This window comes from Amorphus suaedae (assembly GCF_053629675.1).
Genome location: NZ_JBRJIT010000002.1, coordinates 1,612,431 through 1,638,397, shown reverse-complemented (window position 1 = coordinate 1,638,397; position 25,967 = coordinate 1,612,431). Strand labels below are relative to the sequence as shown.

The window sequence follows — 25,967 nt, the reverse complement described above, 5'->3', positions numbered from 1 at the left end:
TGCGCCGGGCACGATGGAGCGGACCGTCGGATCTTTCGATCGGACGGTCGGTTTCCGGACGTCGACGGGAGGCTCCGGTCGGGCGAGACCCGCCCGCGTCAGAACCGGAGCGTAAGCCTGCCCGTCGCGGCGTTGTCCTGGGCGTCGGCGCCGAACTGGCCGTCGTAGGAGACGCCGAGGGTGGCCGAGGCGATGCCCATGGACTTGACCGGTCCGAGGTCGAACTCCAGCCCCGCGCCGATGACCGCCACGTCCTCGGCGATCGGAACGCCCGCTTCGGTGAACGCCGTGCCGCCGGCGAACGCGTTGGTGGCCGTCGGGTCGAGCGATCCGAAGGCGTGGCGCCAGCCGAGCAGCCCCGTCGCCCGCGCCCGCACGAAGCCGAGCGGCAGGTCGGCGCCTGCCCGGATGCCCAGCGTCGTGTAGGTCACTTCCGTGGTGTCGCCGTCGACGGTGAGCGCCGCCGCGCCGCCGCTCTCGGTGTACCCGTCGGTCGACACGGAGACGTAGGCGAGACCGGCGAACGGCTCCAGCGCCACTGGCCCGGTGACGACCTCGTAGCCTGCCTCGCCGAACACCTGCGCCGTGCCGGCGTTGGTGGAGCCCGTCAGCGACTGGGAGAAGCCGGGGAAGGACGCGATGCGCGAGGTGTCGACGTCCGACCACGCGTAGGCCGCGCCGGCGCGGAGATTCAGGCCGCGCCAGGCGGTGCCGCCGTAGAGGCCGAGCTGGTAGGTGTCGGCATCGGCCGACGACGACCGCCCGTCGGCGTCGTAGCCCGACGACTGGTAGCCCGCCACGAAGCCGAGCCGGCCATATCCGCCGACGCCCGCGTCGCCGCCCACCAGGAAGCCCGCCGTGTCGCGGTCGAGCTTCGCCGCGTTGGACGTGCCGTCCGACGACCCCCACGAGCCGAACGCCTCGCCCCAGGCGGCGAAGGCGGGGGCCGCGAGGGCCGGCGCGGGCGCGGCCAGCGCGCCGTTGCCGGCGTAGGCGATGCCCTCCGCGCCGCGGCCGCCGAGCGACGAGAACGCCTGCTGGATGCGCGAGAGCACCGCCTCGCGCACGATCCGGGAGTCCTCCACCAGCCCGGTCTTCAGGCTGGCGTGGATCTCGCCCGACAGCGCGTCGAACGCCGCCGGCGCGGCCGCGTCGTCCAGCGCCACCACCGCGTCGTAGACGGCGTTGCCCATGCCGAGGCTCTCGATGCCGTTTGCCGCCGCCCGCTGGTTGGCCGTCTGGGCCAGTTCCGCGAAGTCGGTGTCGTTGCGCACGAGTTGCAGCGTGACGGCGTTCGCCCCGTAAAGCAGCGTCGGGTCGAGGAAGGCGAGCGTCGACGAGACGCCGTCGAAGCTGCCGACCACGCCGCCGTCGGCGGTCAGGATCGTGTAGGTCGACGTCGGCGCGTAATTGCCGTCGAAACCGATGTGCAGGACCCGGCCGGCGAGCGTCGCCGTGCCGGTGGCGTGGATCAGGTCGGCCGCCGTGCCGCCCGGCTGGGTCTCCACCTCGTAGGTGGAGCCGGCCAGGAACGTCAGGTCGCCGGCAACATTGACCGTGCCGATGGAGTTGCCCGGCGCGATGGTGCCGCCCGACTGCACCGTCGTCGCCCCCACCGTGCCGTTGCCGGCCAGCCGCCCGCCGGAGCCGAGCGCGAGCGTGCCGCCGAGGGTGTTGCCGCCGAGCGTCAGCGTGAAGTTCGACACCGTCGTCTCGCCGGCGTAGCCGGAGGTGTTGCCGGTCAGCGAAACCTGCCCGCCGCCGGTGTAGAGAATGTTGCCGGTGCCGGTCACCGCACCGCCATAGCTTCCGTCGAAGGCCTGGTCGAAGGTGAGGTTGGTGCCGCCCGCCACCATCACGTCGCCGGTGAACAGCGTCGTCGTCGACACCACCGAGCCGGCGAGGATCGACCACGGCAGCGAACTCGCCCCCGTCAGCGTCAGCGTCCCTGCCCCGGACTTCACCATCTGCCCGTTGGTGCCGGAAAGCCCGCCGATGGTGCCGGCGAACGTGCCGGCCGAGACCTGCGCGAACTCCACCGTGCCGGCGTTGGCGATATTGCCCTTGATCGACCCGGTGTTGCCGACGAGCCGGCCGGCGGACACCTGCGTCCCGCCCGTGTAGGTGTTCGCTCCCGTCAGCGTCAGCGTGCCGGAACCGGACTTGGCGAGCGTCGTCCCGGTGCCGTCGGCGATCGTCGAGCCGATCGTCGCCGTCACGCCGCCATCGACGTTGAGCGTGCCGGCGGTTCCGCTCGCCGGCGACAGCGCCAGCGTGCCCCCGGTGAGCTGATAGCCGCTGGTCTTGAACTGGAGCGTGTCGAACGCCTGGGTGCCCGAGACCGTCACCGTGCCCGCCGTGCCGGAGAACACCCCGACCGACTTCGACCACGCGAAGTTCACCGAACCGCTGCTGGTGGTCCAGTTGGTGGTGGTGCCGTCCCAGGTGCCGGATCCGCCATCAACCGATCCGTTCGCCGTCGCGTTCGCCCCATCCCAGAACTGGATCGACTGGTCCGGACCGACGACCTGCAGGTTGACCTGACCGGCCCGCGCCGTATCGACGGTCGAGGTCGCGCCGGTGACCCCGGTCACCGAGGTGGTGTCGAACGCCCCCGACAGCGTGCCGCCATAGCCGAAGAGATTGTAGTAGCCGGCCGAACCGACGGATGCCTGCAGCGTGCCGCCGAGCGTCAGGTTGCCGCCGACGGAAACGAAGTCGTTGGTCGCGCCGGCCGACACGTTCGGCGTGTTCAGCTCGAACACCGACGTGGACCCTGCGGAGAGGGTCAGCGCCCCGCCGATCGTCAGCGTGCCCGGGCTCGCCCCAGGCGACAGCGTGCCGCCGGACTGCACGGTCACCGCGCCGCCCACCGTGCCGGTGCCGCCCAGCGTCGCGCCGGAATTGACGGTGAGCGTCGACGCCGGCGAGCCAAGCGTCCCGTTGACGAGGAGAGGTCCGGTCCTGACCGTCGTTGCGCCGGTGAAGGCCGCGCTGTTGCCGGTGAGCACGACCGTGCCTTGCCGCGCCTTGGTCAGGGCCCCTGCGCCGGAAAAGACGAGCGAGAACGTCCTGTCGACCGTCTGATTCAACGCAAAGGTGGCGCCGGGCGATATCGCAACGGACCCGCCGAGCTGACCGTTCATCAACGACAGTGAGCCGGCCAGAACGGATGTCGAGCCGGCAAATGCCGAGCTGTCGCTGTTGAGGATGGCGCTGGAGGATCCGGTCTTTTCGAGGCTTCCCGTTCCGGAGATGACCCCGGACATCGACAACGGAAGCTCGAAGACCGCCCCCGAAGCAACCGATGTCGGGCTCGTATAGTTCGGCGGAGCAACAAGACGGCCGGCCGAGACCGTCGTCGAGCCGGAAAACAAAGACGTCTCGGACAGCGTGAGCGTGCCCGCCCCCGCTTTGGTGAGGTTGCCGGAGCCTGTGGTCGATCCGCTGAGCGTTGCCGCGATACCTGTGCCAACCGAGATCGTTCCGTTCGACGGCCTAAGCGAAACCCTGTTGTCGACCGTCGTGTCGGCGGTGATGGCGAGCGTTCCGCCATCGATCGTGACCGTGCCTTCCCCGAGGGCACCGTCGGTGGAAATGGACAGCGTCCCGCCCTTGATGGTCCAGGGCGTCGTCTCGGTCGTGGTTCCGTTCAGCGTCCAGGTGCTCGTGCCGGTCTTCTCGAACGCCTCGAAGCCGCGGAACTGCGAGGCCGGTCCGATGAACGAGACATTGAACGTGCCATTGGTCGAGCCACCAAGGTCGAGCGTATCGGAGGTTCCGCCCCCGACGACGTTGCCAGTAACGACCGGGTTGGCATGGACCGTCAGCCGGTTGGTGCCGCCGGTGAACTCGATCGCGTTCGCCCGGCCCGAGCCGGCGTTCAGCCCGCCCAAGACAGACCCGCCGGTCTCCACCGTGACGTCCAGTCCGGCGCCCCGGATGCCGACGCCGCCCGCACCGTTCGTGCCGGCCGATCCGCCGCTGACCTGCGTCCCGGCAAAGTTGCCGGCGCCGCCGCCGACACTGCCGGAACCGATAATCTTGACCGTCGCGGTCGAATCGAACGACAGGCCGGCACCGCCGGCGCCGCCGTTACCGGCTGCACTGGACGACGTGCCGTTGCCGCCGATACCGCCGGTGCCGCCGGTGACCGTGCCGGAAATCAACAGAACGGCGTTCTGGGTCGCCTGCAGGCCCGCCCCGCCGGTTCCGCCAGTGCCGCCCGCGCCCCCGGAGCCGGCCCCGGTTGTCATCCCGCCCGCACCAGCGTTGCCGCCATTGCCCCCGCTGACCGTGCCGGAAATGGTCATGGTCAGGTCGACGGCCTGAGCCGCGAAGAGACCCGCACCGCCGGCGCCGCCGGAACCGCCCGATCCCGCAGAGATGGCGCCCGAGGTTTGCCCACCCGCACCGCCCGAACCGCCGGCTCCGCCGCCGGCTGTTCCATCGATGGTCAGCAGGTCTACCGGCTGCGTGAGATCGAGTCCGCGACCGCCATCACCGCCGCCGCCGCCATTGCCGCCGCCGACGTTGCTGCCGCCGCCGGTGCCGGCGGACCCGCCCTGCCCGCCGGTGATGGTCGTCGTATTCGCGATGGTGGTAAAACCGATCCCTGTAAAAACGACGCCGTATCCGCCGGCGCCGCCGCCGCCGCCGCCGCCGCCGCCGTTGGGACCGCTGGACCCGTTGCCGGCGATGCCGCCGAGGCCGCCGGTCGCGGTGAAGGGCGTCGCGCCCGTCACGGCGCCGTGTGCGCCGCCGCCGCCGCCGCTCGCGAGGACACCGTCGCTCCCCGGATCCCCCGGAATGCTGCCGCCGGGGGCGCCGCCAGAAGATCCCGCGCCGCCTGCGCCGCCGCTCGCTCCCGCGCCGCCGCCGCCGCCGCCGCTGGTGACCGTCAATATCTGAACTGCGGCGCCGCCGGCGCCACCGGGGTCGGTCGCGTTCGACGACCCGCCTGCCCCGCCTGTCGCCCCGTTGCTGGAATTGCCGCCGGCGCCGCCGTCGGCGAAGGCGGGCGCTGCGGCAAGCGCAACAAGCGCAACGGTGCCGACGAGACGGGTCGGGAGGGTTCGAAGAATGGGTATTTTGCGACCGCTCATCCCACTCGCTTCGTCGGAGCGGGTCCCCCCCTCGAGCCTGGACACCGGATCGACGGTCGAATTCTGCGGTCGCATCAACGTTCCCCACATGTCGCCGACTTGGCGGTATCTGGTATGCTCTGTCGGCTGACAGTTGGTCGGCTCAAGTGAACGCGACCACATCTCTGCGGTGTTGGGCAAGATTGATCGCGCTTGAGTCCACGCCGAACAACTTCGAATCCCGGCCGGCTGTATCCGAGTTGCAACAACGACGCGCGTACAATTAGAAGGCGCTAATATTCAGGCCGCCCGAAGGCGTTCGCCGACTGACCTGTTCGCCGCGCACAGCGCACGGCGCAGCCACTTGGAACGGCCGACTTGGGCGCGAAGCGGTCGTTGCGCGGGATCGCTCCGCTCGCCATGCGCGACAACCTGAAGCGCGTTGTCCGGCAGCGGCCTCTGCAGTGCCGACGCTTCCGCCCACGCCGCCCGCATCCAGGCATCCATCTCCCCGGCCGTCGTCCGGATGACCGGCATTGCCTTCGGGCGGATCTGCGCGACGACGGCGCCCGGTTCACACGTCAGGACCGAAGAGAGCTGCCGTTTGCCCTCGACCGGATCGGCCGTCGTGCCGCGGCCGCCCGTCCAGGTGCACCCCATGCCGGCCAAGGCAAACAGAGGCTGCCCCTCCCCGAGGGCGAAGGTCTCCCGGGACCTGTTCGAACGTCAGCAACGGGTCCGTCCGCAACGGGTTCGGTGAGCGCACGCGCGGGGCGAACGGTCCGCCCCGATGACGCCGTCGGCGAACGGCGCACCGCCGGCCACCAGGAGCCGCATGGCGATCGACGCCACATGCCCCCCGCCCGCCGCCAGCCCCCGGAAGACCACCTCCCCCGCCCCCGCCTCGTCCAGACGGAACGGCCACGGACTGACCTGGCGCGCCTACGCCTTGATCTCCTCCGCGTCGACCCGATGGCTGGCCTTGGTGACCGTCTGCCCGACGGAAAGGTCGTCGAGATGGAGGGATGGTTATGGCGCTATGCCTGAGTGGGGAAGACCGGGGTGGCGGGACCACGGGGACTCTGCGACTTCGGAAGGCACCATGAGCGGATGCTGAAACGGAGCAACGCAGCTCGTCCGATGCATTGGCAATGCCCGACCAACGGTGACCTTTAGGCCGGTTTTTGCCGACGGCGGACTGTCTGCTCTCGAATGCATCAGGCGAAAGGCTGCCGTTCGCCTTACAATCCAAAGCGATCGGTTCATCCGACACTCGCTACGGTTCGTTTTAGGTGCGCACAGAAGGCATTTTATTCATCAAGCTGGCGGCCGCCTATTATGTAGGCGTCGGGATTGCTATGGCGTTTGAAGCGGCGCATGTGTTCTCCATAATCGAAGGTGGCATTCGCTCGACCACGAAGATGTACCTGCCGTTACGAGACGCTGATGCCTCGAATAGATCGACGTGATGAAATGAGACTCAAGGACCGTCTGGCTGCTACCAAGACCGAAGAGGATGTCAAGGACGCCTACATCAAAGCGCTTGCCCTCAAATCCTACAACAAGGGCCTGGTCGACATCCAAACCAAGGAGATTTGGTTCGAGGCGAAAAGCACCGGCACACCCGCTACGGCCATGTTCGCCCAGCTGCTGTTCTACGTCCGCGCAGCCCGGAAAATGGGAGAGCAGATCCCGCCCTTCCTAGCTGTGATCGATCGCGAGAAGGCCGCGATCATGGAGACGGAAAAAGCACTTCCGATCCTCGACGACAAGTCAATCGTCTGGCCTAAGTCCGGTTCGAAGGTCAGCAAAGAGCTGGTTCTACAGGCTGCTCCCCACATCGAATCTCACTTCGTGGTTTACTCGATCGACAGTCACGAAAAGCAGTTCGTGCAGGCGGTCAAAAGCGCTCTGAAGACTGGCCGAATTATTCGGACCCCGATCACTCCGGACAACCTACGCCAAGTTTTTGACCAGTGGGTCGACATGATTGGGAGAGAGCTGGACGATATCGACCCATCAGACTACGCGCTGTTATTCTTCGCCGACATCATGCACGATGGTAAAAAGGCAGCCATTCGCGATCTTCCAGCCAAGCTACTTCATGACGATAATCAGCCTGTATTCCTGTTGGCTGGAAAGGACTACCGGCTTCACAGCGATCGCGGCTACCGAAACTTCTGGGCGATATATCACCGCCCGCCTGAGGAGGAGTACCGGCGCTACTTACTCGAGCGCCGAGACAGCCTGCTTCCCCTCGACGAGAGGAGCTTCAAGGGCGCTTACTACACACCGCTGCATATTGTCGACAAAGCCTACATCGAGCTCGCAGCGACATTGGGAAAAAACTGGCAGAAGCGCTACATAGTCTGGGATATGTGCTGCGGCGTCGGCAACCTTGAGGTGAAACACAGCAACTATCGAAATGTTTTTATGAGCACGCTTGATGTCGCGGACATCAACGTGATGAAGGCTAGCCACACTTGTGTTGGTGCGACGATCTTCCAGTACGACTATCTGAATGACGACATTGATGAATTTGGAAATATTGACTACTCGTTGACAAATAAGATGCCGAAGGAGCTCCAACAGGCAATCGCCGACGCGAAGGCGAAGAAGAAGGGTGCTAAGAAGATCTTGGTGCTGATCAATCCGCCTTATGGAGAGGCAGCGAACTCGAAAGGGAACGCCGGGAAAACGGACATTGCGGCGACCATGATCGGCGGCGGAATGGACATGGGCTATTCGGCGCGAGAGCTCTTTGTGCAGTTCCTTGTTCGTATCCAGAAGGAGCTCCCGACTGCTACGCTGGCGATGTTTAGCAAGCTGAAATACGTCTCAGCCCCGAACTTCGAAAAATTCCGAGAGAACTGGAAAGCAGAATATCTTAGCGGCTTTCTAGTGCACAGCAAAGCGTTCGATGGGCTGAAGGGCAACTTCCCAGTTGGCTTCTTAATCTGGGATTTGGGAAAGAAAAAGGAGCTCTCCTCGATCTCCGCAACCGCGCTGGACAAGTCCGGCACCGTGGTCGGCATTAAGTCATTTCACAATCTGCCGAAATCCCGCTTTTTAAGCGGATGGCTACCCCGTCTAAAGACGGACACCACGACAATACCGCTTAAGAATGCGATCACCCCACAGGATGGCCATGCCAAGGTGACAAGCTGGCGCCACGATTTTATCGGCTACATGCTGGCCAACAGTAACGATCTGCAGAATGCAGCACCGCTGACATCGATATTTTCGTCTGTCTACAGCGCTGGCAACGGTTTCTACGTGACAAAGGAAAATTTGCCTCAGATCTCGGTAATGTTCTCAGCGAGGCGCCTAATCACGCCCACTTGGTTGAATGACCGTGATCAGTTTCTCCAACCGCCAAAAGAGCTTGAAGAAGGATTCCAGACCGATTGTCTGATCTGGATGCTTTTCAGTACTAGTAATCTTACCGCGGGTGCTGATGGCTTAAAATGGAAAGGGAAAGAATGGAGTTTGATAAATCACTTCATCCCCTTCACAGAAGCTGAGGTAAATGCTCCGAAGCGATTTCGATCAGACTTTATGTCTGCATACATTGCCAAAAGAAAGCTCACGCCGGAAGCGACTGCTGTTCTGCAGGCAGGGCGGGAGATATGGGCGGCGTACAACCGAACAGAGTTCGGTCGCTCGATCCGTGAAGAATTTAAGCTTAACTGCACTGACGTTGGATGGTACCAGGTCCGCCGCGCCTTAATTGCCAACTCGGACAACATAACTACCGACTTTGGGCCCTTCAGGGACGCTTACGCCACACTCACCGATAAGCTGCGGCCTCAGATCTACGCCCATGGATTGCTTCTTGAGTGACGCTCGCTTCTCGCCTGAAGTTTGTGGACCCGAAAGTCCGATTTCGGGGAGCCGAAGTTGCCGCCGTGAGCGACCGGGATGGGCGCTAAGCGGTCATTTGCGACGTCGCTCGCCACTCAACGCCCCCCAAACCGCCAGCGGCGTCGCGGGTAGCCGCGTGATCGGCCCTGCCCCCGCGCCCGCAAGGGCGTCGTTGATGGCGTTGAGGATGGCTGCCGGCGCCGCGATGGCGCCGGCCTGGCCCACCCCCTTGGTGCCCAGCGGCGTGGTGCGGCAGGGCTGGTCGCCGGCGATCAGCAGCGTCGGCGCCGCCATGTCGGCGGCGCGCGGCAGACCGTAGTCCATCAGGCTGCCGGTGATCAGCTGGGCGTCGGCCGCGTCGAAGACGACGCGCTCGTGCACCGCCTGCCCCAGCCCCTGGGCGATGCCGCCGAGGAGCTGGCCGGCGAGCCCGGCGCGGTCCAGCACGGTGCCGTAGTCGTCGGCCGCCACATAGGCGACCACGGCCACCTCCCCCGTCTCCGGGTCGATCTCCACCTCGCAGGCGTGGCAGCCGTTGGGATAGGTGGTGGCGCCGCCGCCCTGCGCCTCGGCCCCGAGCCCGCCGGCCGCGCGCGCCAGCGCGGCAAGCTCGATGCGGTGGTTGGTGCCGGGCACCGCGAGGTCGCCCCGCTCGAACCGGACGTCGGCCGGCGCCACCTGGAAGCGCTCCGCAGCCAGCCCCTTCGCTGCCGCCACCAGCGCGTCGCAGGCGTTGGCCACCGCCGAGCCCATCACCGCCATGGTCTTCGCGCCGTAGCTGCCGCCGCCGTCGGGGGCGGTATCGGAATCGCCCTGGTCGAGGCCGGCGAGCGCCAGCCCCAGCCGGTCGCCGACGATGCGGGCGAAGGCGGCGGCGTGGCCCTGGCCGGTGTCCTGGCTGCCGGCGGCAAGCCGCGCCCGGCCGTCGGCGTCGACGGTGAGCCGCGCCGTGTCGACCGGGCCGCTGCTGGTGGTGTCGAGCCAGCACGAGAGGCCGCGCCCGAACAGCCGGCCGCGCCGCGCCGCCGCCGCCCGGCGGGCGGAAGCGCCGCTCGCCTCCAGCTCGGCCAGCGCCGCCTCCAGCCGGGCCGGGAAGTCGCCGCTGTCGTAGGTCTCGCCGGCCGGCGTCGCGTGCGGCAGCGCGGCGGCGCCGATGAGGTTGCGGCGGCGGATCTCGGCCGGGTCGAGGTCCATCGCCCGCGCCGCCGCGTCCACCAGCGCCTCCAGCACCAGGATGCCCTCCGGCTTGCCGGCGCCGCGGTAGGCATCGGTCCAGGCGGTGGTGGAGAGCCGGCCGGTCATCGCCACGTCGGCGGCCGGGATGGCGTAGAGGCCGGTGGCGACGCTGGTCGGGCCATAGGTCATGGTGTGCGGCGCGTAGGTGGAGACGTAGGCGCCGAAGTCGGCCTGGTGGCGCACCCGCACGGCGAGGAAGCGGCCGTCGGCGTCGAGCGCCATCTCCGCCTCCGAGCGCATCTCGCGGCCCTGGGTGTCGCTCTGCAGCGCCTCGGCGCGGCTGGCGACCCAGCGGACCGCGCGGCCGGTGCGGATCGCCGCCACCGCCAGCGCCACGTGTTCCGGATAGGGGTAGATCTTCATGCCGAACGAGCCGCCGACGTCGCGGGTGATCACCCGGACGCTGGCCGGATCGCGCCCGAGCGAGGCGGCGATCGCGCCCGCCACCGCCGCCGCGCCCTGCGTCGGCAGCTCCAGCGTCAGCCGGTCGGTGGCGGGGTCGTGGGCGACCAGCGCGCCGCGGGTCTCCAGCGGCGTCGGCGCCACGCGGGCCTGGTCGAGGGTGATGCGGACGATCCGGTGGGCGCTCGCGAACGCCGCATCGGTGCGGCCGCGCGGGCCGCTCGCCCAGTCGAGCGCGACGTTGCCGGGCGCCCGGGGGTCGATCTCGGCGTCGCCGGAGCGGTCGGCGGAGGCCGGCACCGCCGTCACCGAGGCGACGCCCGGCAGCGGATCGTAGTCGACCGAGACCAGCTCGGCGGCGTCGATCGCCTCGGCCTCGGAGGCCGCCAGCACCAGCGCCACCGGATCGCCCACGTGCCGCACCGTCTCGGCGCAGAGGATCGGCCGGCCGATGGTGGCGAGCCGGTTGCCCGCGCCGCTCACCGTCACCGGCGAGACCAGCGGGGCCACCTCGCCGAGATCGGCGGCCGTCAGCACCGCGGCCACGCCGGGAGCACCCAGTGCATCTAGGGTATCGATGGCGCGGATGCGGGCGTGGGCGAGCGGGGCGCGGACGAAGGCGGCGTGCAGGGCCCCCGCGTGGGCGAGGTCGGCGACAAAGGTTCCGCGTCCGAGAAGGAGATCTTCGACACTCATGCGGCGCTCGCCCGCCTCCGGTTCGACTGTTGCGGGGTCCGCCGCGCGCACCCGACCGCGCGCGGGTCGCGGCGCGCGGGAAAGCGCAAGATCGCGCACATTCGCGCAAGCAGATGCGACCACGTCCGACACCTGCACGTAAACCCCCAAAGGGCGTTCGCTGCCCGCCCTTCCCACTCACCGCAGCAGGGGGGACGGCGTGTACAGCCGACACTTCCGCAGCAGCCAGCGGCGCGGAATCCGCCCTGCGAAATCACATCAACGCAGGGAAAATTCGGTCTCATGAATTACATCAAATTTTATCAATAAAATATTGTTAATCATAAATTTTAGGCCTCAGGTTAAAGCCATATCTAAATCAGCTTAGCCGGGATTGCGGACTCGAAATATAAAGCCCTTGCGCCGCCCTAGGCGACGGTCCCGGCGCGGCGGGTCGGCCGGCTGCGGGGAAGATCGAGCCTCGCCACGATGCGCGAAAAGGCTTTAGATCGGCATAACGCGCGCGCGGCCGGCCCCTCGCCCGGCCGCGCGCAGCCACCGCCATCCGGAGGACCCCCGCCCCATGAAGATTCCCGCGCTCGCCGCCCTCACCGCCCTTGCCCTCGCGGCCTGCAGCCCCACGCAGGAGGCGCCCGGGCCGGCCGCCGGCGTCGGCCTCGCCAACCCCGCCTCGGTCTACTGCGGCGAAAAGGGCGGCCGCCTTGAGGCGGTGAAGACGGCGGCCGGCGTCTCCAACGACTGCGTGCTGCCAGGCGGCGAACGCATCGACGAATGGGCCCTCTACCGCCGCGATCACAATTCGTAGCGATCCAGGCCAACCCGTTCCGCCGTCAGCCGAAACCGCCCGCGCTTCAATCGGGATAGAAGGGGTTAGGCCGGACCGCGGGCCGGACCCGACGCACCGCGCCGGAAACCCCGCGCCTCCCCAAGGCGAAGGCCGGCACCGCCCGGCCAGGAGGCCAGTCCCACCCCGGTCCGGATCCTCACCACCCCAACAAGATTCTGAGCCGGCTAAACGTCAGGCGCGTGCGGCGAGAATGCCCCGGCTCGCGTGCCGGCCCGCCGTCAGCCCGCCGACGGTCTCAACGATCGCCGCCGCGTCGATGCCGTAGTGGGCGTAGAGGTCGCCGATGGTGCCTGTCTGGCCGAAGTGCTCGACGCCCAGCGGAATGGTCTGGTGCCCGGCGACGCCGCCCAGCCACGAGAGCGTCGCCGGATGGCCGTCGACCACGGTGACAATGGTGCAGTGGCGCGGCAGGCCGCGCATCAGATGCTCCACGTGCGCCTCGGCACCGCCGTTGCCGCGCGAGCGCGCCCGCTGCGCCGCCGTCCAGCCGGCGTTCAGCCGGTCGGCCGAGGTCACCGCCAGCACGCCGATGTCGCGCCGGCTTTCCGCCAGCATGCCGGCCGCCCGGATCGCCTCCGGCGCCACCGCGCCCTGGTAGGCGATGACGACCTCCGCGTTCGGCCCCGGCCGGCGCAGCCAGTAGCCGCCGTCGATGGCGCCCTGGCGGAAGGCGTCGTCGGAGCGCTTGCCGGGCTGCTCGATGGGGTTGGTGGTGAGCCGCAGATAGACCGAGCCGCCGGTCTCGTCGCGCAGCCAGGTGCGCTCGTCCGGGTCCGCCTCGCCGTCGCGCTGCAGGTAGTCGAAGGCCCACTCCATGATCACCGCCAGCTCGTCGGCGAACGCCGGCTCGAAGGCCGCCAGCCCGTCCTGGGACATGCCGATGAGCGGCGTGCCGATCGACTGGTGGGCGCCGCCCTCCGGCGCCAGCGTGACGCCCGACGGCGTGCCGACGATGAGGAAGCGGGCGTCCTGGTAGCAGGCGTAGTTGAGCGCATCGAGGCCGCGGTTCACGAACGGGTCGTAGACCGTGCCGATGGGGATCAGGCGCTTGCCGAATAGGCTGTGCGACAGCCCGGCCGCGCCCAGCAGCAGGAACAGGTTCATCTCCGCGATGCCCAGCTCGATGTGCTGGCCCTCGGGATCGAACTCCCACTTGGCGGTCGACGGGATGCGGTGGCTGATGAAGGCGTCGGACTGGGCGGCGCGGGCGAACAGCTTCCGCCGGTTCACCCAGGGGCCCAGGCTCGTCGTGCCGGTCACGTCCGGCGAGGTGGTGACGATGCGCGCGGCGAGCGTGCTGTCGCCCTTGGCAAGCTCGTCGAGGATCTTGCCGAACGCCGTCTGGGTGGAGATCTCGCGCTCAGCCGGCGGCGCGATCGCCGGCACCTGCAGCCGGGCGTCGGCGAAGCGCCGCGGCCCGGTCTGGAAGAACGGCACCCGGCCGAGGAAGGCCTGCAGCCCGGCCACGTCCTGAACGGTGGCGAACGGGTCCCACTCGGCGCCCTCGGGCACCCCCATATGGCGCTGCCAGGCGGCCATCTGGGTCTTGTTCATCAGGCCGCCGTGGTTGTCCTTGTGCCCGGCGATCGGGGTGCCCCACCCCTTGATGGTGTAGGCGAGGAAACAGGTCGGCCGATCGTGGTCGATGGCCGCGAAGGTCTCTGCCATGGTCGCCACGCAGTTGCCGCCGAGGTTCTCCATCAGCGCCGCCAGCTCCGCGTCGCTGCGCCGGTCGATCAGCGCCGAGACGTCGCCCTGGTCGCCGAGATCGTCCATCAGCCGCTTGCGCCACACGGCGCCGCCCATGAACGTCAGCGCGGCGTATTCCTGGTTGGAGCAGCCGTCGATCCAGTCGCGCAGCTTGGCTCCGCCCGGCTCCTCGAAGGCAGCGCGCTGCAGCGCCCCGTACTTCACCCGCACCACGTCCCAGCCGAACGCGTCGAAGATCTTCTCGATGCGCCCGAACAGGCCCTCGCGCACGATCCCGTCGAGGGACTGGCGGTTGTAGTCGATCACCCACCAGGTGTTGCGGAGATCGTTCTTCCAGCCCTCCTGCAAGCATTCGTAGACGTTGCCCTCGTCCAGCTCCGCATCGCCCACCAGCGCCACCATGCGGCCGAGCGGCGCGTCGCCGCCCCATGCCTTGGCGTGGATGTAGTCCTGGACGATCGAGGCGAACGAGGTGATGGCGACGCCGAGCCCCACCGAGCCGGTCGAGAAGTCGACGTCGTCCACGTCCTTGGTGCGGCTCGGATAGCTCTGCACGCCGCCGAAGCCGCGGAACGCCTCCATCTTCTCGCGCGTCTGGTTGCCCATCAGGTACTGGATCGCGTGGAAGATCGGCGAGGCGTGCGGCTTCACCGCCACCCGGTCCTCGGGCCTCAGCGCCTGGAAATAGAGCGCCGTCATGATCGACACCATCGAGGCCGAACTCGCCTGATGCCCGCCGACCTTGATGCCATCCACCTTCGGGCGGATGTGGTTGGCGTGATGGATCATCCAGTGCGACAGCCACAGGAGGCGCTGCTCGATGGTCTTCAGGTGGGCGTTGGACAACAGGATCACCCCGCAAGAGTTGGGAGAGCGCGGGGCCACCGCCGGGTGGCCCCTTCGGTGCCGGAGCGGCGCTCAGCCGTCCTTGTAATAGTAGCTGTAGCCGTTGAGCGCGGGCGCGCCGCCCAGATGCGCATAGAGCACCCGCGACCCTTCGGGGAAGAAGCCGTTCTTCGTCAGGTAGATCATGCCCTGCATCGATTTCCCCTCGTAGACCGGATCGGTGATCATCGCCTCGGTCCGGGCGGCAAGACGGATCGCCGCGTTGGTTTCCTCCGAAGGTACACCGTAGGCGGGATAGGCATAGTCCGGATTGATGACGATCTCGTCCTCGCGGACGGCGCGCCCGAGGCCGACGAGGTCCGCCGCGCCGTCGACGATGGCGCGCACCTGGGCACGGGTTTGATCGAGCGTCCCCGACGCGTCGATGCCGATCACCCGGTCGGCGCGGTCCTGGGCGGCGAACCCGACGACCATGCCGGCCTGGGTCGAGCCGGTCACCACGCAGACGACGATGTAGTCGAAGCTGAAGCCCAGGTCGGCCTCCTGCGCGGCGACTTCCTCCGCGAAGCCGATGTAGCCGAGCGCCCCGTACTTGTGCACCGAGGCGCCGGCCGGGATCGGATAGGGCGTGCCGCCGGCCTGGCGCACCGACTCGATCGCGTTTTCCCAGCTCTTGCGGATGCCGATGTCGAAGCCGTCGTCGACGAGGCGGGAATCCGCCCCCATCAGCCGGGTCATCAGGATGTTGCCCACGCGGTCGTAGACCGCGTCGTAGTGCGGCACCCACTTTTCCTGGACGACGACGCACTTCATGCCGATCTTGGCCGCCGTCGCCGCCACCATCCGCGTGTGGTTGGACTGCACGCCGCCGATGGAGACCAGCGTGTCGGCGCCCGAGGCGATGGCGTCCGGCACGATGTATTCCAGCTTGCGCAGCTTGTTGCCGCCCATGGCGAGGCCGGAATTGCAGTCCTCGCGCTTGGCGTAGATCTCCACCTTGCCCCCGAGCGCCTCTGAGAGCCGTGGCAGATGCTCGATGGGCGTGGGGCCGAAGGTGAGCGGGTAGCGGTCGAATTTCTCCAGTAGCGACATCGGCTTTCTCCTCGTTGTCCTGTCGATCAGGCTAGCCGACGGGCCCGGAAAGGTGCTCTCGAAGTTCGCCGCCGTTTCATGCGTTCTGGACAGAAGATCGGGATCTGGAACACTGTTCTCCGCATCCGATGCCATCGAAACGGAAGATTCTTTCATGGCCGACCTCGACCGCATCGACAGGAGCATCCTGCGCCACCTGCAGGCCGACGGACGCCTCACCAACGCGGAGATCGCCAAGGCGGTGAACGTCAGTCCCGCCACCTGCCACCGCCGGACCCAGAGGCTCTTCGACGAGGGCCACATCGCCGGGGTGCACGCGCGGGTCAATCCGGACTCCGTCGGGCTCGGCACGCTCGTCATGGTCGGCGTGGTCCTCGACCGCTCGACGCCGGAAAGCTTCGCCGAGCTGGAGGCCGCCGTCGCCGGCATGAAGGAGCTTCTGGAATGCCAGCTCGTGGCCGGCGACTTCGACTACCTGCTGAAGATCCGCGTCCGCGACATGCGCGACTTCAACGCCCTGCACGGCAAGATGCTGATCGCGCTTCCGGGCGTCCGACAGATCCGGACCTTCTTCGTGCTGAAGGAGGTCAAGGACGCCGCCCCCCTGCCTTTCTGACCGGGCGGCGGGGCAGCGCCGGCCGCGCGACATGTCGGGCTTTTCCCGCCGCCGGGGGTGGCCAAGCGCCCGTCTCGCTTGTTAGGGGTTCCCCGCGCCCCGGGACAGCCGGCCATGCAGGCCGCGATCCGCGCCGCGCCGACGACGGGGCCTGCCCGTCCGGCCGTGCCCCCTCGTCCCGGCACCGGCAACAAGCAAACCACCGGAACTGCATTCCATGTCCGACCTCAGCGTCCGGCCCAACGCGCCGTCCGACCTCGCGCCGCTGGCGCGCCTCCTCACCGAGGAAGACGACCTCGCCCTCGTCAATCCCAGCGCCAAGTTCCCCTTCGATCCGCTCGAGTGGCGGGAAAAATGGCTGAACGAGCCCGACGACGAGTCCTTCTACCTGATCGACGGGGACGGCCGGGAAGTCGGCTTCTTCGCGCTTAGGGTCGGCATCGGCCCGGAAGTGCGCCACCTCGTCTACGTGTTCATCGAGGAGGCGGCGCGCGGCGGCGCCGGCAGGCAGCTGACCGAGATGGCCGAGGCTGCCGCCCGCGACCTCGGCGCCCTGTCGATCACGCTGAAGGCCGAGACCGACAACGAGGCGGCCATGCGGCTCTACGATGGCGCCGGCTACGAGGAGCTCGGCCGCCGCCGCGGCATGGCCACCATGCGCAAGGATGTCGCCTGACGCGGCAGTTAGCGCAAAAAGGTATAATCACTTAAATGCTGTGCTTAGGGCTTGAGTCCACGCTAGGGCCCGTTTAGAGTGTTCCCACTTTGTTCTTGGTTAGAAAACTTGGATACCCTATCTCCTAGTCAGCGCAGCGAACGCATGAAACAGGTGCGCGGGCGCAATACAAAACCCGAGATGGCGGTTCGTCGGTTAGCTCACGGTCTAGGCTACCGATACCGGCTACACCGGCGCGATCTACCCGGCAAACCAGATCTGGTGTTCGGGCCCAGGAAGAAGGTCATTTTTGTCCACGGCTGCTTTTGGCACCGGCATCCTGATCCAAATTGCAAGCTCGCGCGAATGCCGAAGTCGCGACTGGAATTCTGGGGGCCCAAACTCAAAGGCAATCGTGAGCGGGACGTCAGACAGCTAGCCGCATTGGAGGCCAAAGGTTGGGAATACCTAGTGGTCTGGGAGTGCGAGACGGCAGACCGCGCTTCGCTGGCAACAAGGTTGAGGGAGTTCTTGGGACAATGAAGTCGATCGAACTCTTTGTTGGAGCAGGCGGGCTCGGAATCGCCGCGAGCCGCGCCGGTTTCGAGCCCGCAGCTGTAATCGATTGGGACAAGTGGGCCTGCGACACTATCCGAATGAACCAGGCGCGGGGCCTAGAGCCGTTCACTCACTGGGACGTTGTACAGTGCGATGTTCGAGAGTTTGAATTCGGAAATGTCTCGGGTCCTATCGATCTCGTTACAGGAGGCCCGCCCTGCCAACCGTTTTCGCTCGGAGGCCGCCATAAAGCATATCTTGACGATCGTGATATGTTTCCGCAGGCCGTCCGTGCAGTAAGAACTTTGCAACCAAGGGCCTTTGTATTTGAGAATGTAAAAGGCCTTACCCGGTCGACTTTTTCCAGCTACCTCGAGTACATTCGCCTTCAACTTAGGCACCCGCATCTTGAATCTCACAAACAAGAAACTTGGCTAGACCACCTTTCGCGCCTTGAAGATTACGAAACCGCCGGCATCTCAGGCGACATCGAGTACAACATCGTAATGCGCGTCCTTAATGCGGCAAACTACGGCGTCCCACAACGACGCGAGCGAATTTTCATTGTTGGATTTCGATCAGACCTTGCATTTGACTGGCACTTTCCGCCTGAAACCCACAGCCAAGACGCGTTGCTGTGGAGCCAATGGCGTTCGGGCGAATATTGGGATTTGAACTGCGTTGCGACCCGTGATCGGCCGGCTGCAGGCTCGGGAGCGTCTCGCGCGATGCGTCTTGATGGCCCTCCATCCAAAGATGCGTGGGTCACTGTGCGCGAGGCAATTTCCGACCTCCCTGACCCCGAGATCCAGCCCGAGTTAGCCGTTAGGTATCATGATCACCGGTACATGCCTGGCGCTCGCAGTTATCCCGGCCACACAGGTAGTCCGCTTGATGAGCCAGCAAAAACCCTGAAAGCTGGTGTTCACGGTGTTCCGGGCGGAGAGAATATGCTGCGGCGCCCCGATGGCACGCTACGTTACTTCACCATACGAGAAAGCGCTAGACTGCAGACATTTCCCGATGAGATGATCTTCCACGGATCGTGGACGGAAACTATGCGTCAGCTCGGTAACGCTGTACCTAGCGACCTCGCATTCTCCGTTTTATCGAGCGTGCGAGACCGCCTTATACAAACTTCATGACGCGATCGTACATTCGCTGAACTACAATGTCTTTGTTTTGTTGGCCGATCTCAGAGACTCTCTTGGCCACAATTTTTGCAGCCTCTTCGGCACGACTTTCACCCTCGGGACGCCCGCTTCGTCCAGGATGCAGCGCGTCCCAAAGGCCTACTTTGCCTTCCATGCGGTGCTTCCCGACAACTTTGCTTCCAAATGACATACCGTTCCAGGCCGGCCTAAAAAGACGTATCAGGACCGACTCTCCAAGCGCAATATAGGCATCATTCACGATGAGGAATCTGCAACTAAAATCCTCTATATCGAGATTTCCTGCCTCTTCTATTGATTTTGCATGCTGTATCAATCGATTGAACATAACCGATTTCTTTGAATTTCCTGCACTTCTGAAGCCGACCTTAGAACTCTCCTGGGTTGACTTCCCTATGTATATTGGAAATTTACAACGCCCCGCATCAATTTTTGTAAGATCCGAGTAAGCCGGATGCCCTCCTGAGTAGTAAAGAGCATATATTCCAGCCCCATCAAATCGCACCGGCGGAGGCATCTTCGAAAGCGGCTGCTCGAGCAATTCTACAGCCAAGGTTACGCCGACATTCTCCACCGCCAATGGATTGAACTCTGGAACATCTATTGTATCACTCATACTTCCCCGCGCGCCACAGAAACGAACTTTCTATCGGTGCCTACCCTTACACAATTCTCCGTAGACCCTAAGCAAAGGATCAAGAGAGCTCGGTTGCAAGAACATTGGCTTTGACATGAGATTGAGTTCTGAGAAACGGTTGCCGCTTGCCCCTCACCCCCGCACGAAATCCACGAAGGCGCGCAGGGCTGCCGGCAGGTGTCGGCGGCCGGGGAAATAGAGGAACGGCCCGGAGAACGACAGCCACCAGGGCTCAAGCACCCGCTCCAGCGCGCCGCTTTCGAAATCCGGGCGAAGCCAGTCCTCGAACAGCGCGACGACACCGAGGCCCGCGCGGGCGGCCTCGATGGCGAAGTCCGTCCCCATGCCGGCGCTGACGACCAGCGGCCCCTTCGGATCGACCAACACGGTCTCGCCGTTGCGCTCGAACTCCCAGGCGGGGTTCGCGCCGCTTGGAAAGCGGCTTCGCAAGCAGGCGTGATGCAGCAGGTCACGGGGATGCTCGGGCCGTCCGCGGGCATCGAGATAGGCCGGGGACGCGCCCGCGGCGAAGCGCTGCACCCGCGGCCCGATCGGCACCGCGATCATGTCCTGCTCCAGCCGTTCCTCGTAGCGGATGCCCGCGTCGCAGCCGGCCGCCAGAACGTCGACGAAACCCTCGTCGACCACCAGTTCCAGCCGGATGTCCGGGTAGGCTTTCAGGAAGGCGGGCACGATCTTCGGCAGCACCAGCCGGACGGCGCTGCCGGGCACGTTCAGCTTCAGGGTACCGCGGGGCCGATCGCGAAAGGCGTTCACCAGATCCAGGGCTGCGTCGATCTCGCCCAATGATGGCGCGAGGCGCTCGGCCAGTTGAAGCCCCGCCTCCGTCGGCGCAACGCTGCGCGTCGTCCGGTTGAGGAGCCGCACGCCCAGCCGCGTTTCCAGCCGGCGCACCGCCGCGCTGAGGCTGGAGGCCGAGCCGTCGCCGGCGCGCGCGGCCTCGCGAAAGCCGCCGGCCTTCACGACGGCGACGAAGGCTGAAAGATCCTGAAGGTCGGGCGTGCTCATTGTGCGCAATCCTGCACAATCCCGTGCGCCGCGTCACGGATTATCGTGCACCGCGAGTGCCCCTATCTCCCGGTCCGGCACCCAGAGGAGACTTGGACATGACAGATCTTTCCCGCGCCGGGACCTTCCAGCTCGGCACCCGCCCCGTGAAGCGCCTCGGTTACGGCGCCATGCAGCTCGCCGGCCCGGGCGTCTTCGGCCCGCCGAAGGACAGGGCCGCCGCCGTCGCCGTGCTGCGCGAGGCCGTCGCCGCCGGCGTCAACCACATCGACACCAGCGACTTCTACGGCCCGCACGTGACCAACGAGATCATCCGCGAGGCGCTGCACCCCTATCCGGACGACCTCGTCATCGTCACCAAGATCGGCGCAGTGCGCGGCGCCGACGGCTCCTGGAACCCGGCCTACTCGGCGGCTGACCTGCGCAGCGCCGTTCACGACAACCTCCGCAACCTCGGCCTGGAGGCCATGGACGTGGTGAACCTCCGGATCATGGGCGAGAACCACGGTTTCAGTTCCGACCCCATCGCCGAGCCGCTGTCCGTGCTGGTCGACCTGCAGCGCGAGGGCTTGGTCCGCCACATCGGCCTCAGCACGGTGACGCCCGCCCAGATCGAGGAAGGTCGCTCGATGGCCGAGATCGTCTGCGTGCAGAACCACTACAACCTCGCCCACCGCGGCGACGACGCGATGATCGACGATCTGGCGGCGAAGGGCATCGCCTACGTGCCCTATTTCCCGCTCGGCGGCTTCTCGCCGCTGCAGTCGTCCACGCTGTCCGACGTGGCGGCGGAGCTGGGCGCAACGCCCATGCAGGTCGCCCTCGCCTGGCTGCTCCAGCGCAGCCCCAACGTCCTGCTGATCCCCGGCACGTCGTCGACGGCGCACCTGCGCGAAAACCTCGCGGTCGCCGACCTCGAGCTGCCGCCCGAGGCCATCGCCCGCCTCGACACCATCGCGTCGGCGGAGGCCTGACAGAAAGGGATCGGATCGCGGCCGGCGCGGGCAGCCGGCCCGGTCACCCGCCCGGCCGCGCCGGGGCCTTGCGCTCCGGCGCCCCGAACCCGCCTGAGGCAGCCTTCTTCAGGATGCGGCGGAAGGTGGGGCATTCCATGTGGCTCGGCGCGCCGCAGGCGGCCGCGTGGCGCAGGCCGTCGCGCATGGCGGCCAGGCGGCGGATCGTCCGGTCGAGATCGTCGGCTTTGGCCGCCAGCATCGTCCGGTCGAGGCTCGGGCGGCCGTCGGCGCCGAACATGCCGGCGATCTCGTCGAGCGAGAAGCCGGCGGCGCGCCCGAGCGCGATCATCGCCAGCCGCTCCAGCACGTCCTCGTCGAAGACGCGCCTCAGGCCCCGGCGCCCGACGGAGGCGATCAGCCCCTTCTCCTCGTAGTATCGCAGCGTCGAGGCCGGAACGCCCGACCGCTTCGCCGCCTCGGCGATATCCATGTGGCGGCGGTTCTCCTCTGCCCTTGACCTCAAGTCGGCTTGAAGTGGCAGAGTGCGCGTTTCGCCCGGTTCGGGCAAGCGCCCGATCGCCTTGCGGCGGGCCCATGGAGACCCAAGACGATGACCACCGCACCAGACCCCGCCCCCGCCGCACCCGCCGCCGTCGACCAGGCGGCGCTTTGGAACGGCCCGGCCGGGCACGCCTGGGTGGACGCCCAGGACACCCTCGACCGCATGTTCCAGGGCTTCGAGACCCGGATCGCCGATGCGGTTCGGGAGGGAAGCGGCGCGCATGTGCTGGATGTCGGCTGCGGCACCGGCGCGACCACGCTCGCCGTCGCGCGCCGGGTGGGCGGCCGAGGAGCTGCCGTGGGCGTCGATCTGTCCGCCCCCATGCTCGCCCGCGCCCGTGAGCGCGCCGCCGCGGCCGGCCTGCCGGCGACCTTCGAGCAGGCCGATGCCGGGACCCACGCCTTCCCGCCGGCCCGCTTCGACCGGATCGTCTCGCGCTTCGGGGTGATGTTCTTCGCCGACCCGGTGGCGGCCTTCGCCAATCTCCGCGCCGCCGCCCGGCCCGGCGCCGCGCTGGACGCGTTCGCCTGGCGCGCGCCGGCCGACAACCCGTTCATGACCACGGCGGAGCGCGCCGCGGCCCCGTTCCTGGCTGCGATGCCGCCCCGCGACCCGCGCGCGCCCGGCCAGTTCGCCTTCGCCGACCCTGACCGGGTCGCCGGCATCCTGTCGGAAAGCGGCTGGAGCGGGATCGACCTTGAGCCCGTCGACGTGGCGTGCCGGTTCCCGGGGGCCGGACTCGTGGGCTACCTCACCCGGCTCGGGCCGGTCGGCCTCGCCCTGAAGGACGCCGACGAGGCCACCCGCTTCCGCGTCGTCGACACGGTGCGCGCCGCCTTCGATCCGTTCGTGGAGGGCGACGAGGTCCGCTACGTCGCCGCCTGCTGGCGCCTGCGCGCCCGGGCATGACTTCCCGTCAGCGCGACAGATATTCCGGCAGCCAGAGGGTCAGTTCCGGGAAGACGATCACCGAAATGAGCGCCAAGAGCTGCAGCAGCACGAACGGGATCACGCCCTTGTAGATGGTCGAGATCGAGATCTCGGGCGGCGCGATGCCGCGCAGGTAGAACAGCGCATAGCCGAACGGCGGCGTCAGGAACGACGTCTGCAGGTTCACCGACAGCGCGATGGCGAACCAGATCAGCGTCTGGTCGTGGTTGAGCCCGAAGTCGAGCCCGGCCACCACCGGCGCCACGATCGGCACCACCACCAGCGTGATCTCGACCCACTCCAGGAAGAAGCCGAGGATGAACACCAGCCCCATGATCATCGCGAGGACCAGGTAGGGGTTGCCCTCGTGGACGGCGAAGGCGTCCTCGATCATGTCGTCGCCACCGAGCTTGCGGAAGATGACGGAGAACACCGTCGCGCCGATCATCACGAAAATGATCATGGCGGTCGTCTTGGTGGTGTCGCGCAGCGCCGTGCCGATCGTCTTCAGATCCAGCCGCCCGGAGACCAGCGCCAGCAGCGTCGCTCCGAGCGCGCCGATGGCGGCGGATTCCGTCGGCGTGGCGATGCCGGCGACGATGGTGCCGAGCACGGCGGCGATCAGGATCACCGGCGCCAGGAGGTCGAGCAGCAGCCGGCCCAGGCTGGCGCCGAAGCTGCCGGCCGACTCGATCTCCGCGGGCGGCATCTTGTGGGGCTGGAAGATCGCGATCGCGGCGATGTAGAGGATGTAGAGGATGCCGAGGAACAGCCCCGGCCCGACGGCGCCCATGAACAGGTCGCCGACCGAGATCCGCATCTGGTCGCCCAGCACGATCAGCATGATCGACGGCGGGATCAGGATGCCCAGGGTCCCGCTGGCGGCGATCAGCCCGCTGGAGACCTTCGGGTCGTAGTTGTTCTTCAGCATGGTCGGCAGCGCCATCATGCCCATCAGCACCACCGAGGCGCCGATGATGCCCGTCGAGGCCGCCATCACCACGCCGATGATGGCCACCGCGAAGGCGTAGCCGCCCGGCATGCCGCGGAAGATCGCCGCCAGCGAGCGCAGCAGGCGTTCGGCGATGCCGGAGCGCTCCAGCATCAGCCCCATGAAGACGAACAGCGGGATCGCGATCAGCAGCCAGTTGGTCAGGATGCCGGAATAGATGCGCGAGACCGACGTGGACAGGAACAGGATCGGCACGCCGGCCACGAACGCCGTCAGGATGCCGACGCCGGCCAGCACGAACGCCACCGGGTAGCCCGCGAAGATGCCGGCCATCAGCGCCAGCAGCATCAGGCTCGGCCAGAGAACCTCGCTCATCGGTCGGTCGCCCTTTCGTCACGGGGAGTTGGGCTGACCAGCTCGATGATTGTCAGCAGGGCGCGGGAAAGGCCGCAGAGGCCAAGCAGGGCGAAGGCGAAAGGCACGCACGCCTTGACCATCCACCGGTCCATCAGCCCGCCGTAGGTCGAGCTCTCGCCGCTGTTGAACGACGACAGGGCGAACTTGTAGCCGAACCAGACGATGATCGCCGCGAACGGCACCAGCAGGAACAGATCGCCGATGGTGCGGATGATCAGGCGGGTGCGCGGGGAGAACCCGGAGGAGAGAAAATCGACGCTGACGTGCTGGTCGTCGCGCAGCGCATAGACGCCGCCGAACAGCACCACCAGCGCGAAGATCGACCACTGCAGGTCGAGCAGCGTGTTCACCGTCAGCGCGTCGCCGAGCAGCGGCAGCGGCTGGCTCCAGCTGGCGATCTGGTTGATGCCGAAGTGGGCGGCCACCACCGCGCCGCAGACGAACACCACCAGCGGCAGGATCAGCCAGCCGATGTGGCTGCCGATCACGCAGCAGGCATCGATGAGAAACTGGAGCAGGCGTCGCATCGTCGTCCGTCCGGAATGGGAAGGACCGGCGCGTCGATGACGGGCCGGTCCTGTTGCATGCGGGATGCGCCTGAAGGAGCGCGGCTGGCTAGTTGCGGGGCAGCGCCTGGAGGGTATCCCACTCGCCGACGCGGTCGATATAGGCCGTCAGCGACTCGTAGGCTTCCTTGAAGATCGGATCCTTCGCCGCTTCCTCGTCGAGCACGTCCTTGGAGGCGGAGCGCAGCGCGTCGAGCACCGGCTCCGGGAACCGCTCGACCGTCACGCCCGCTTCGCGGATGGTGGCGATCGCCTCGGCCTGGGCGTTGATCTGGTCGGCCAGGTTGTCGGAGATGTTGGCCATGCAGGCCTCGACCATCTTCGACTGCTGGTCCTCGGAGAACGCCTTCCAGACATCCATGTTGATGATGATGGAATCCCAGCTCGACGGCTGGTGCCAGCCCGGGAAGTAGTAGTGCTTGGCGACCTTCTGGAAGCCGAAGCCGAGGTCGAGCTGCGGCGCGGAGAACTCGGTGGCGTCGATGCGGCCGGTTTCCAGCGACACGAAGATCTCGCCGGCCGGCACCAGCTGGGTGTTGGCGCCGAGCTTGGCCAGCGCCTTTCCGCCGAGACCGGCGATGCGCATGTTGAGGCCCTTGAAGTCGTCCGGCGAGGTGATTTCCTTGTTGAACCAGCCGCCGGCCTCCGGCACCACCAGGTGGCACGGGATCACCTTCACGCCGAACGGATCGTAGGCCTTCTGGATGATCTCCAGGCCGCCGCCCTTGAACATCCAGGCGAGCGCCACGTCCGGGGTCGGGCCGAACGGCATCGAGCCGACCAGGTTCGCCACCGGGATCTTCTCCGCCCAGTAGCCGATCCAGTCGAAGCCCATCGGGATCGCCCCGGAGGAGACCGCGTCGAACACCTCGAACGGCGGCACGAACTCGCCGGCGCCGTGCACGTCGATCTCGACGTCGCCGCCGGTCATCAGCTCGACCCGCTTGGCCCACTTCTGCGGGCTCGGTCCGATCGACGGGACCTGGAGACCGAACACGCTCTGCAGGTCGAATTTTTCAGCCGACGCGGTCTGCACGCTGGCCACCAGCGCGACCACTCCGGCCGCCAAGAGATACTTCTTCATGTTTCCTCCCGTCCTTGCTCGGACGCTTATTCATTCTCGATGGACTAATTTATTCG

General features: G+C 66.9%; 19 protein-coding genes. 8 read left to right on the top strand and 11 right to left on the bottom strand.

From position 1 onward, the window contains the following. Window positions 1-98: 98 nt before the first annotated feature. Entirely contained in the window at window positions 99-5,105 is a 5,007-nt protein-coding gene (locus tag AB7M35_RS21325; protein WP_453962508.1) for an autotransporter domain-containing protein, read from the bottom strand. A gap of 279 nt (window positions 5,106-5,384) precedes the next feature. Further along, window positions 5,385-5,753, bottom strand: a complete 369-nt coding sequence (locus AB7M35_RS21320) for a hypothetical protein (RefSeq protein WP_453962507.1) — start codon at window positions 5,751-5,753, stop codon at window positions 5,385-5,387. An 804-nt stretch (window positions 5,754-6,557) separates the two neighbouring features. On the opposite strand from AB7M35_RS21320, the gene AB7M35_RS21315 reads away from it, so the two are divergent. Beyond that, the gene (locus AB7M35_RS21315; protein ID WP_453962506.1) at window positions 6,558-8,927 is read left to right on the top strand and encodes a hypothetical protein; all 2,370 of its coding nucleotides are present in this window, start codon (window positions 6,558-6,560) and stop codon (window positions 8,925-8,927) included. A gap of 93 nt (window positions 8,928-9,020) precedes the next feature. Here AB7M35_RS21315 and AB7M35_RS21310 read toward each other — a convergent pair whose 3' ends face one another. Further along, window positions 9,021-11,282 (bottom strand): xanthine dehydrogenase family protein molybdopterin-binding subunit, encoded by a 2,262-nt coding sequence (locus tag AB7M35_RS21310; RefSeq protein WP_453962505.1) that lies wholly within the window; start codon window positions 11,280-11,282, stop codon window positions 9,021-9,023. A gap of 562 nt (window positions 11,283-11,844) precedes the next feature. Between AB7M35_RS21310 and AB7M35_RS21305 the strand changes: the two genes are divergently transcribed. Beyond that, window positions 11,845-12,087, top strand: a complete 243-nt coding sequence (locus AB7M35_RS21305) for a putative hemolysin (RefSeq protein WP_453962504.1) — start codon at window positions 11,845-11,847, stop codon at window positions 12,085-12,087. 213 nt (window positions 12,088-12,300) lie between these two features. Here AB7M35_RS21305 and AB7M35_RS21300 read toward each other — a convergent pair whose 3' ends face one another. Continuing rightward, a complete protein-coding gene (locus tag AB7M35_RS21300; protein WP_453962577.1) occupies window positions 12,301-14,628 on the bottom strand; it encodes a transketolase-like TK C-terminal-containing protein in 2,328 nt (775 codons plus the stop codon). A 129-nt stretch (window positions 14,629-14,757) separates the two neighbouring features. Further along, entirely contained in the window at window positions 14,758-15,777 is a 1,020-nt protein-coding gene (locus AB7M35_RS21295) for a 1-aminocyclopropane-1-carboxylate deaminase (protein ID WP_453962503.1), read from the bottom strand. A 154-nt stretch (window positions 15,778-15,931) separates the two neighbouring features. On the opposite strand from AB7M35_RS21295, the gene AB7M35_RS21290 reads away from it, so the two are divergent. From AB7M35_RS21290 to AB7M35_RS21275, 4 genes are all read left to right on the top strand, one after another. After that, the gene (locus AB7M35_RS21290) at window positions 15,932-16,393 is read left to right on the top strand and encodes an Lrp/AsnC family transcriptional regulator (RefSeq protein ID WP_453962502.1); all 462 of its coding nucleotides are present in this window, start codon (window positions 15,932-15,934) and stop codon (window positions 16,391-16,393) included. Between the two features lie 217 nt (window positions 16,394-16,610). Beyond that, window positions 16,611-17,069: an N-acetyltransferase family protein gene (locus tag AB7M35_RS21285; protein ID WP_453962501.1), complete on the top strand. Its 459-nt coding sequence runs from the start codon at window positions 16,611-16,613 to the stop codon at window positions 17,067-17,069. Between the two features lie 78 nt (window positions 17,070-17,147). Then, entirely contained in the window at window positions 17,148-17,591 is a 444-nt protein-coding gene (locus AB7M35_RS21280) for a very short patch repair endonuclease (protein ID WP_453962500.1), read from the top strand. After that, window positions 17,588-18,751, top strand: a complete 1,164-nt coding sequence (locus AB7M35_RS21275) for a DNA cytosine methyltransferase (RefSeq protein WP_453962499.1) — start codon at window positions 17,588-17,590, stop codon at window positions 18,749-18,751. The genes AB7M35_RS21280 and AB7M35_RS21275 overlap by 4 nt, the downstream gene beginning before the upstream one ends. Here the strand turns inward: AB7M35_RS21275 and AB7M35_RS21270 are convergent. Further along, window positions 18,735-19,394: an Eco29kI family restriction endonuclease gene (locus tag AB7M35_RS21270; RefSeq protein WP_453962498.1), complete on the bottom strand. Its 660-nt coding sequence runs from the start codon at window positions 19,392-19,394 to the stop codon at window positions 18,735-18,737. The two genes, AB7M35_RS21275 and AB7M35_RS21270, sit on opposite strands and share 17 nt — an antisense overlap. Window positions 19,395-19,547: 153 nt before the next feature. Further along, window positions 19,548-20,444 carry a LysR family transcriptional regulator gene (locus tag AB7M35_RS21265; protein WP_453962497.1) on the bottom strand — a complete coding sequence of 299 codons (897 nt, stop codon included), beginning with the start codon at window positions 20,442-20,444 and terminating at the stop codon, window positions 19,548-19,550. Window positions 20,445-20,542: 98 nt separating this feature from the next. Here AB7M35_RS21265 and AB7M35_RS21260 point away from each other — a divergent pair, with 98 nt between their 5' ends. Then, window positions 20,543-21,418: an aldo/keto reductase family oxidoreductase gene (locus AB7M35_RS21260; protein ID WP_453962496.1), complete on the top strand. Its 876-nt coding sequence runs from the start codon at window positions 20,543-20,545 to the stop codon at window positions 21,416-21,418. Between the two features lie 43 nt (window positions 21,419-21,461). On the opposite strand, the gene AB7M35_RS21255 is transcribed toward AB7M35_RS21260, so the two are convergent. Next, complete coding sequence (locus AB7M35_RS21255) at window positions 21,462-21,890, bottom strand: helix-turn-helix domain-containing protein (RefSeq protein ID WP_453962495.1); 429 nt, start codon at window positions 21,888-21,890, stop codon at window positions 21,462-21,464. Between the two features lie 120 nt (window positions 21,891-22,010). On the opposite strand from AB7M35_RS21255, the gene AB7M35_RS21250 reads away from it, so the two are divergent. Beyond that, a complete protein-coding gene (locus AB7M35_RS21250) occupies window positions 22,011-22,871 on the top strand; it encodes a class I SAM-dependent methyltransferase (protein ID WP_453962494.1) in 861 nt (286 codons plus the stop codon). A 7-nt stretch (window positions 22,872-22,878) separates the two neighbouring features. Here the strand turns inward: AB7M35_RS21250 and AB7M35_RS21245 are convergent, their stop codons facing one another. The 3 genes from AB7M35_RS21245 to AB7M35_RS21235 form a co-directional block, all read right to left on the bottom strand. After that, window positions 22,879-24,219 (bottom strand): TRAP transporter large permease, encoded by a 1,341-nt coding sequence (locus AB7M35_RS21245; protein ID WP_453962493.1) that lies wholly within the window; start codon window positions 24,217-24,219, stop codon window positions 22,879-22,881. Further along, complete coding sequence (locus AB7M35_RS21240) at window positions 24,216-24,788, bottom strand: TRAP transporter small permease subunit (RefSeq protein WP_453962492.1); 573 nt, start codon at window positions 24,786-24,788, stop codon at window positions 24,216-24,218. The genes AB7M35_RS21245 and AB7M35_RS21240 overlap by 4 nt, the downstream gene beginning before the upstream one ends. Before the next feature lie 88 nt (window positions 24,789-24,876). After that, on the bottom strand, window positions 24,877-25,911 hold the full coding sequence (locus AB7M35_RS21235; protein ID WP_453962491.1) for a TRAP transporter substrate-binding protein: 1,035 nt from the start codon (window positions 25,909-25,911) through the stop codon (window positions 24,877-24,879). Window positions 25,912-25,967: the final 56 nt, after the last annotated feature.

What these genes read in the sequence shown, in the direction of transcription:
- AB7M35_RS21255 (WP_453962495.1), bottom strand. Translation starts at nt 21,890, where the DNA reads ATGGATATCGCCGAGGCGGCGAAGCGGTCGGGCGTTCCGGCCTCGACG.
- AB7M35_RS21275 (WP_453962499.1), top strand. Translation starts at nt 17,588, where the DNA reads ATGAAGTCGATCGAACTCTTTGTTGGAGCAGGCGGGCTCGGAATCGCC.
- AB7M35_RS21295 (WP_453962503.1), bottom strand. Translation starts at nt 15,777, where the DNA reads ATGTCGCTACTGGAGAAATTCGACCGCTACCCGCTCACCTTCGGCCCC.
- AB7M35_RS21260 (WP_453962496.1), top strand. Translation starts at nt 20,543, where the DNA reads ATGACAGATCTTTCCCGCGCCGGGACCTTCCAGCTCGGCACCCGCCCC.
- AB7M35_RS21305 (WP_453962504.1), top strand. Translation starts at nt 11,845, where the DNA reads ATGAAGATTCCCGCGCTCGCCGCCCTCACCGCCCTTGCCCTCGCGGCC.
- AB7M35_RS21240 (WP_453962492.1), bottom strand. Translation starts at nt 24,788, where the DNA reads ATGCGACGCCTGCTCCAGTTTCTCATCGATGCCTGCTGCGTGATCGGC.
- AB7M35_RS21300 (WP_453962577.1), bottom strand. Translation starts at nt 14,628, where the DNA reads ATGATCCATCACGCCAACCACATCCGCCCGAAGGTGGATGGCATCAAG.
- AB7M35_RS21315 (WP_453962506.1), top strand. Translation starts at nt 6,558, where the DNA reads ATGAGACTCAAGGACCGTCTGGCTGCTACCAAGACCGAAGAGGATGTC.
- AB7M35_RS21285 (WP_453962501.1), top strand. Translation starts at nt 16,611, where the DNA reads ATGTCCGACCTCAGCGTCCGGCCCAACGCGCCGTCCGACCTCGCGCCG.
- AB7M35_RS21270 (WP_453962498.1), bottom strand. Translation starts at nt 19,394, where the DNA reads ATGAGTGATACAATAGATGTTCCAGAGTTCAATCCATTGGCGGTGGAG.
- AB7M35_RS21265 (WP_453962497.1), bottom strand. Translation starts at nt 20,444, where the DNA reads ATGAGCACGCCCGACCTTCAGGATCTTTCAGCCTTCGTCGCCGTCGTG.
- AB7M35_RS21310 (WP_453962505.1), bottom strand. Translation starts at nt 11,282, where the DNA reads ATGAGTGTCGAAGATCTCCTTCTCGGACGCGGAACCTTTGTCGCCGAC.
- AB7M35_RS21235 (WP_453962491.1), bottom strand. Translation starts at nt 25,911, where the DNA reads ATGAAGAAGTATCTCTTGGCGGCCGGAGTGGTCGCGCTGGTGGCCAGC.
- AB7M35_RS21250 (WP_453962494.1), top strand. Translation starts at nt 22,011, where the DNA reads ATGACCACCGCACCAGACCCCGCCCCCGCCGCACCCGCCGCCGTCGAC.
- AB7M35_RS21245 (WP_453962493.1), bottom strand. Translation starts at nt 24,219, where the DNA reads ATGAGCGAGGTTCTCTGGCCGAGCCTGATGCTGCTGGCGCTGATGGCC.
- AB7M35_RS21325 (WP_453962508.1), bottom strand. Translation starts at nt 5,105, where the DNA reads ATGAGCGGTCGCAAAATACCCATTCTTCGAACCCTCCCGACCCGTCTC.
- AB7M35_RS21290 (WP_453962502.1), top strand. Translation starts at nt 15,932, where the DNA reads ATGGCCGACCTCGACCGCATCGACAGGAGCATCCTGCGCCACCTGCAG.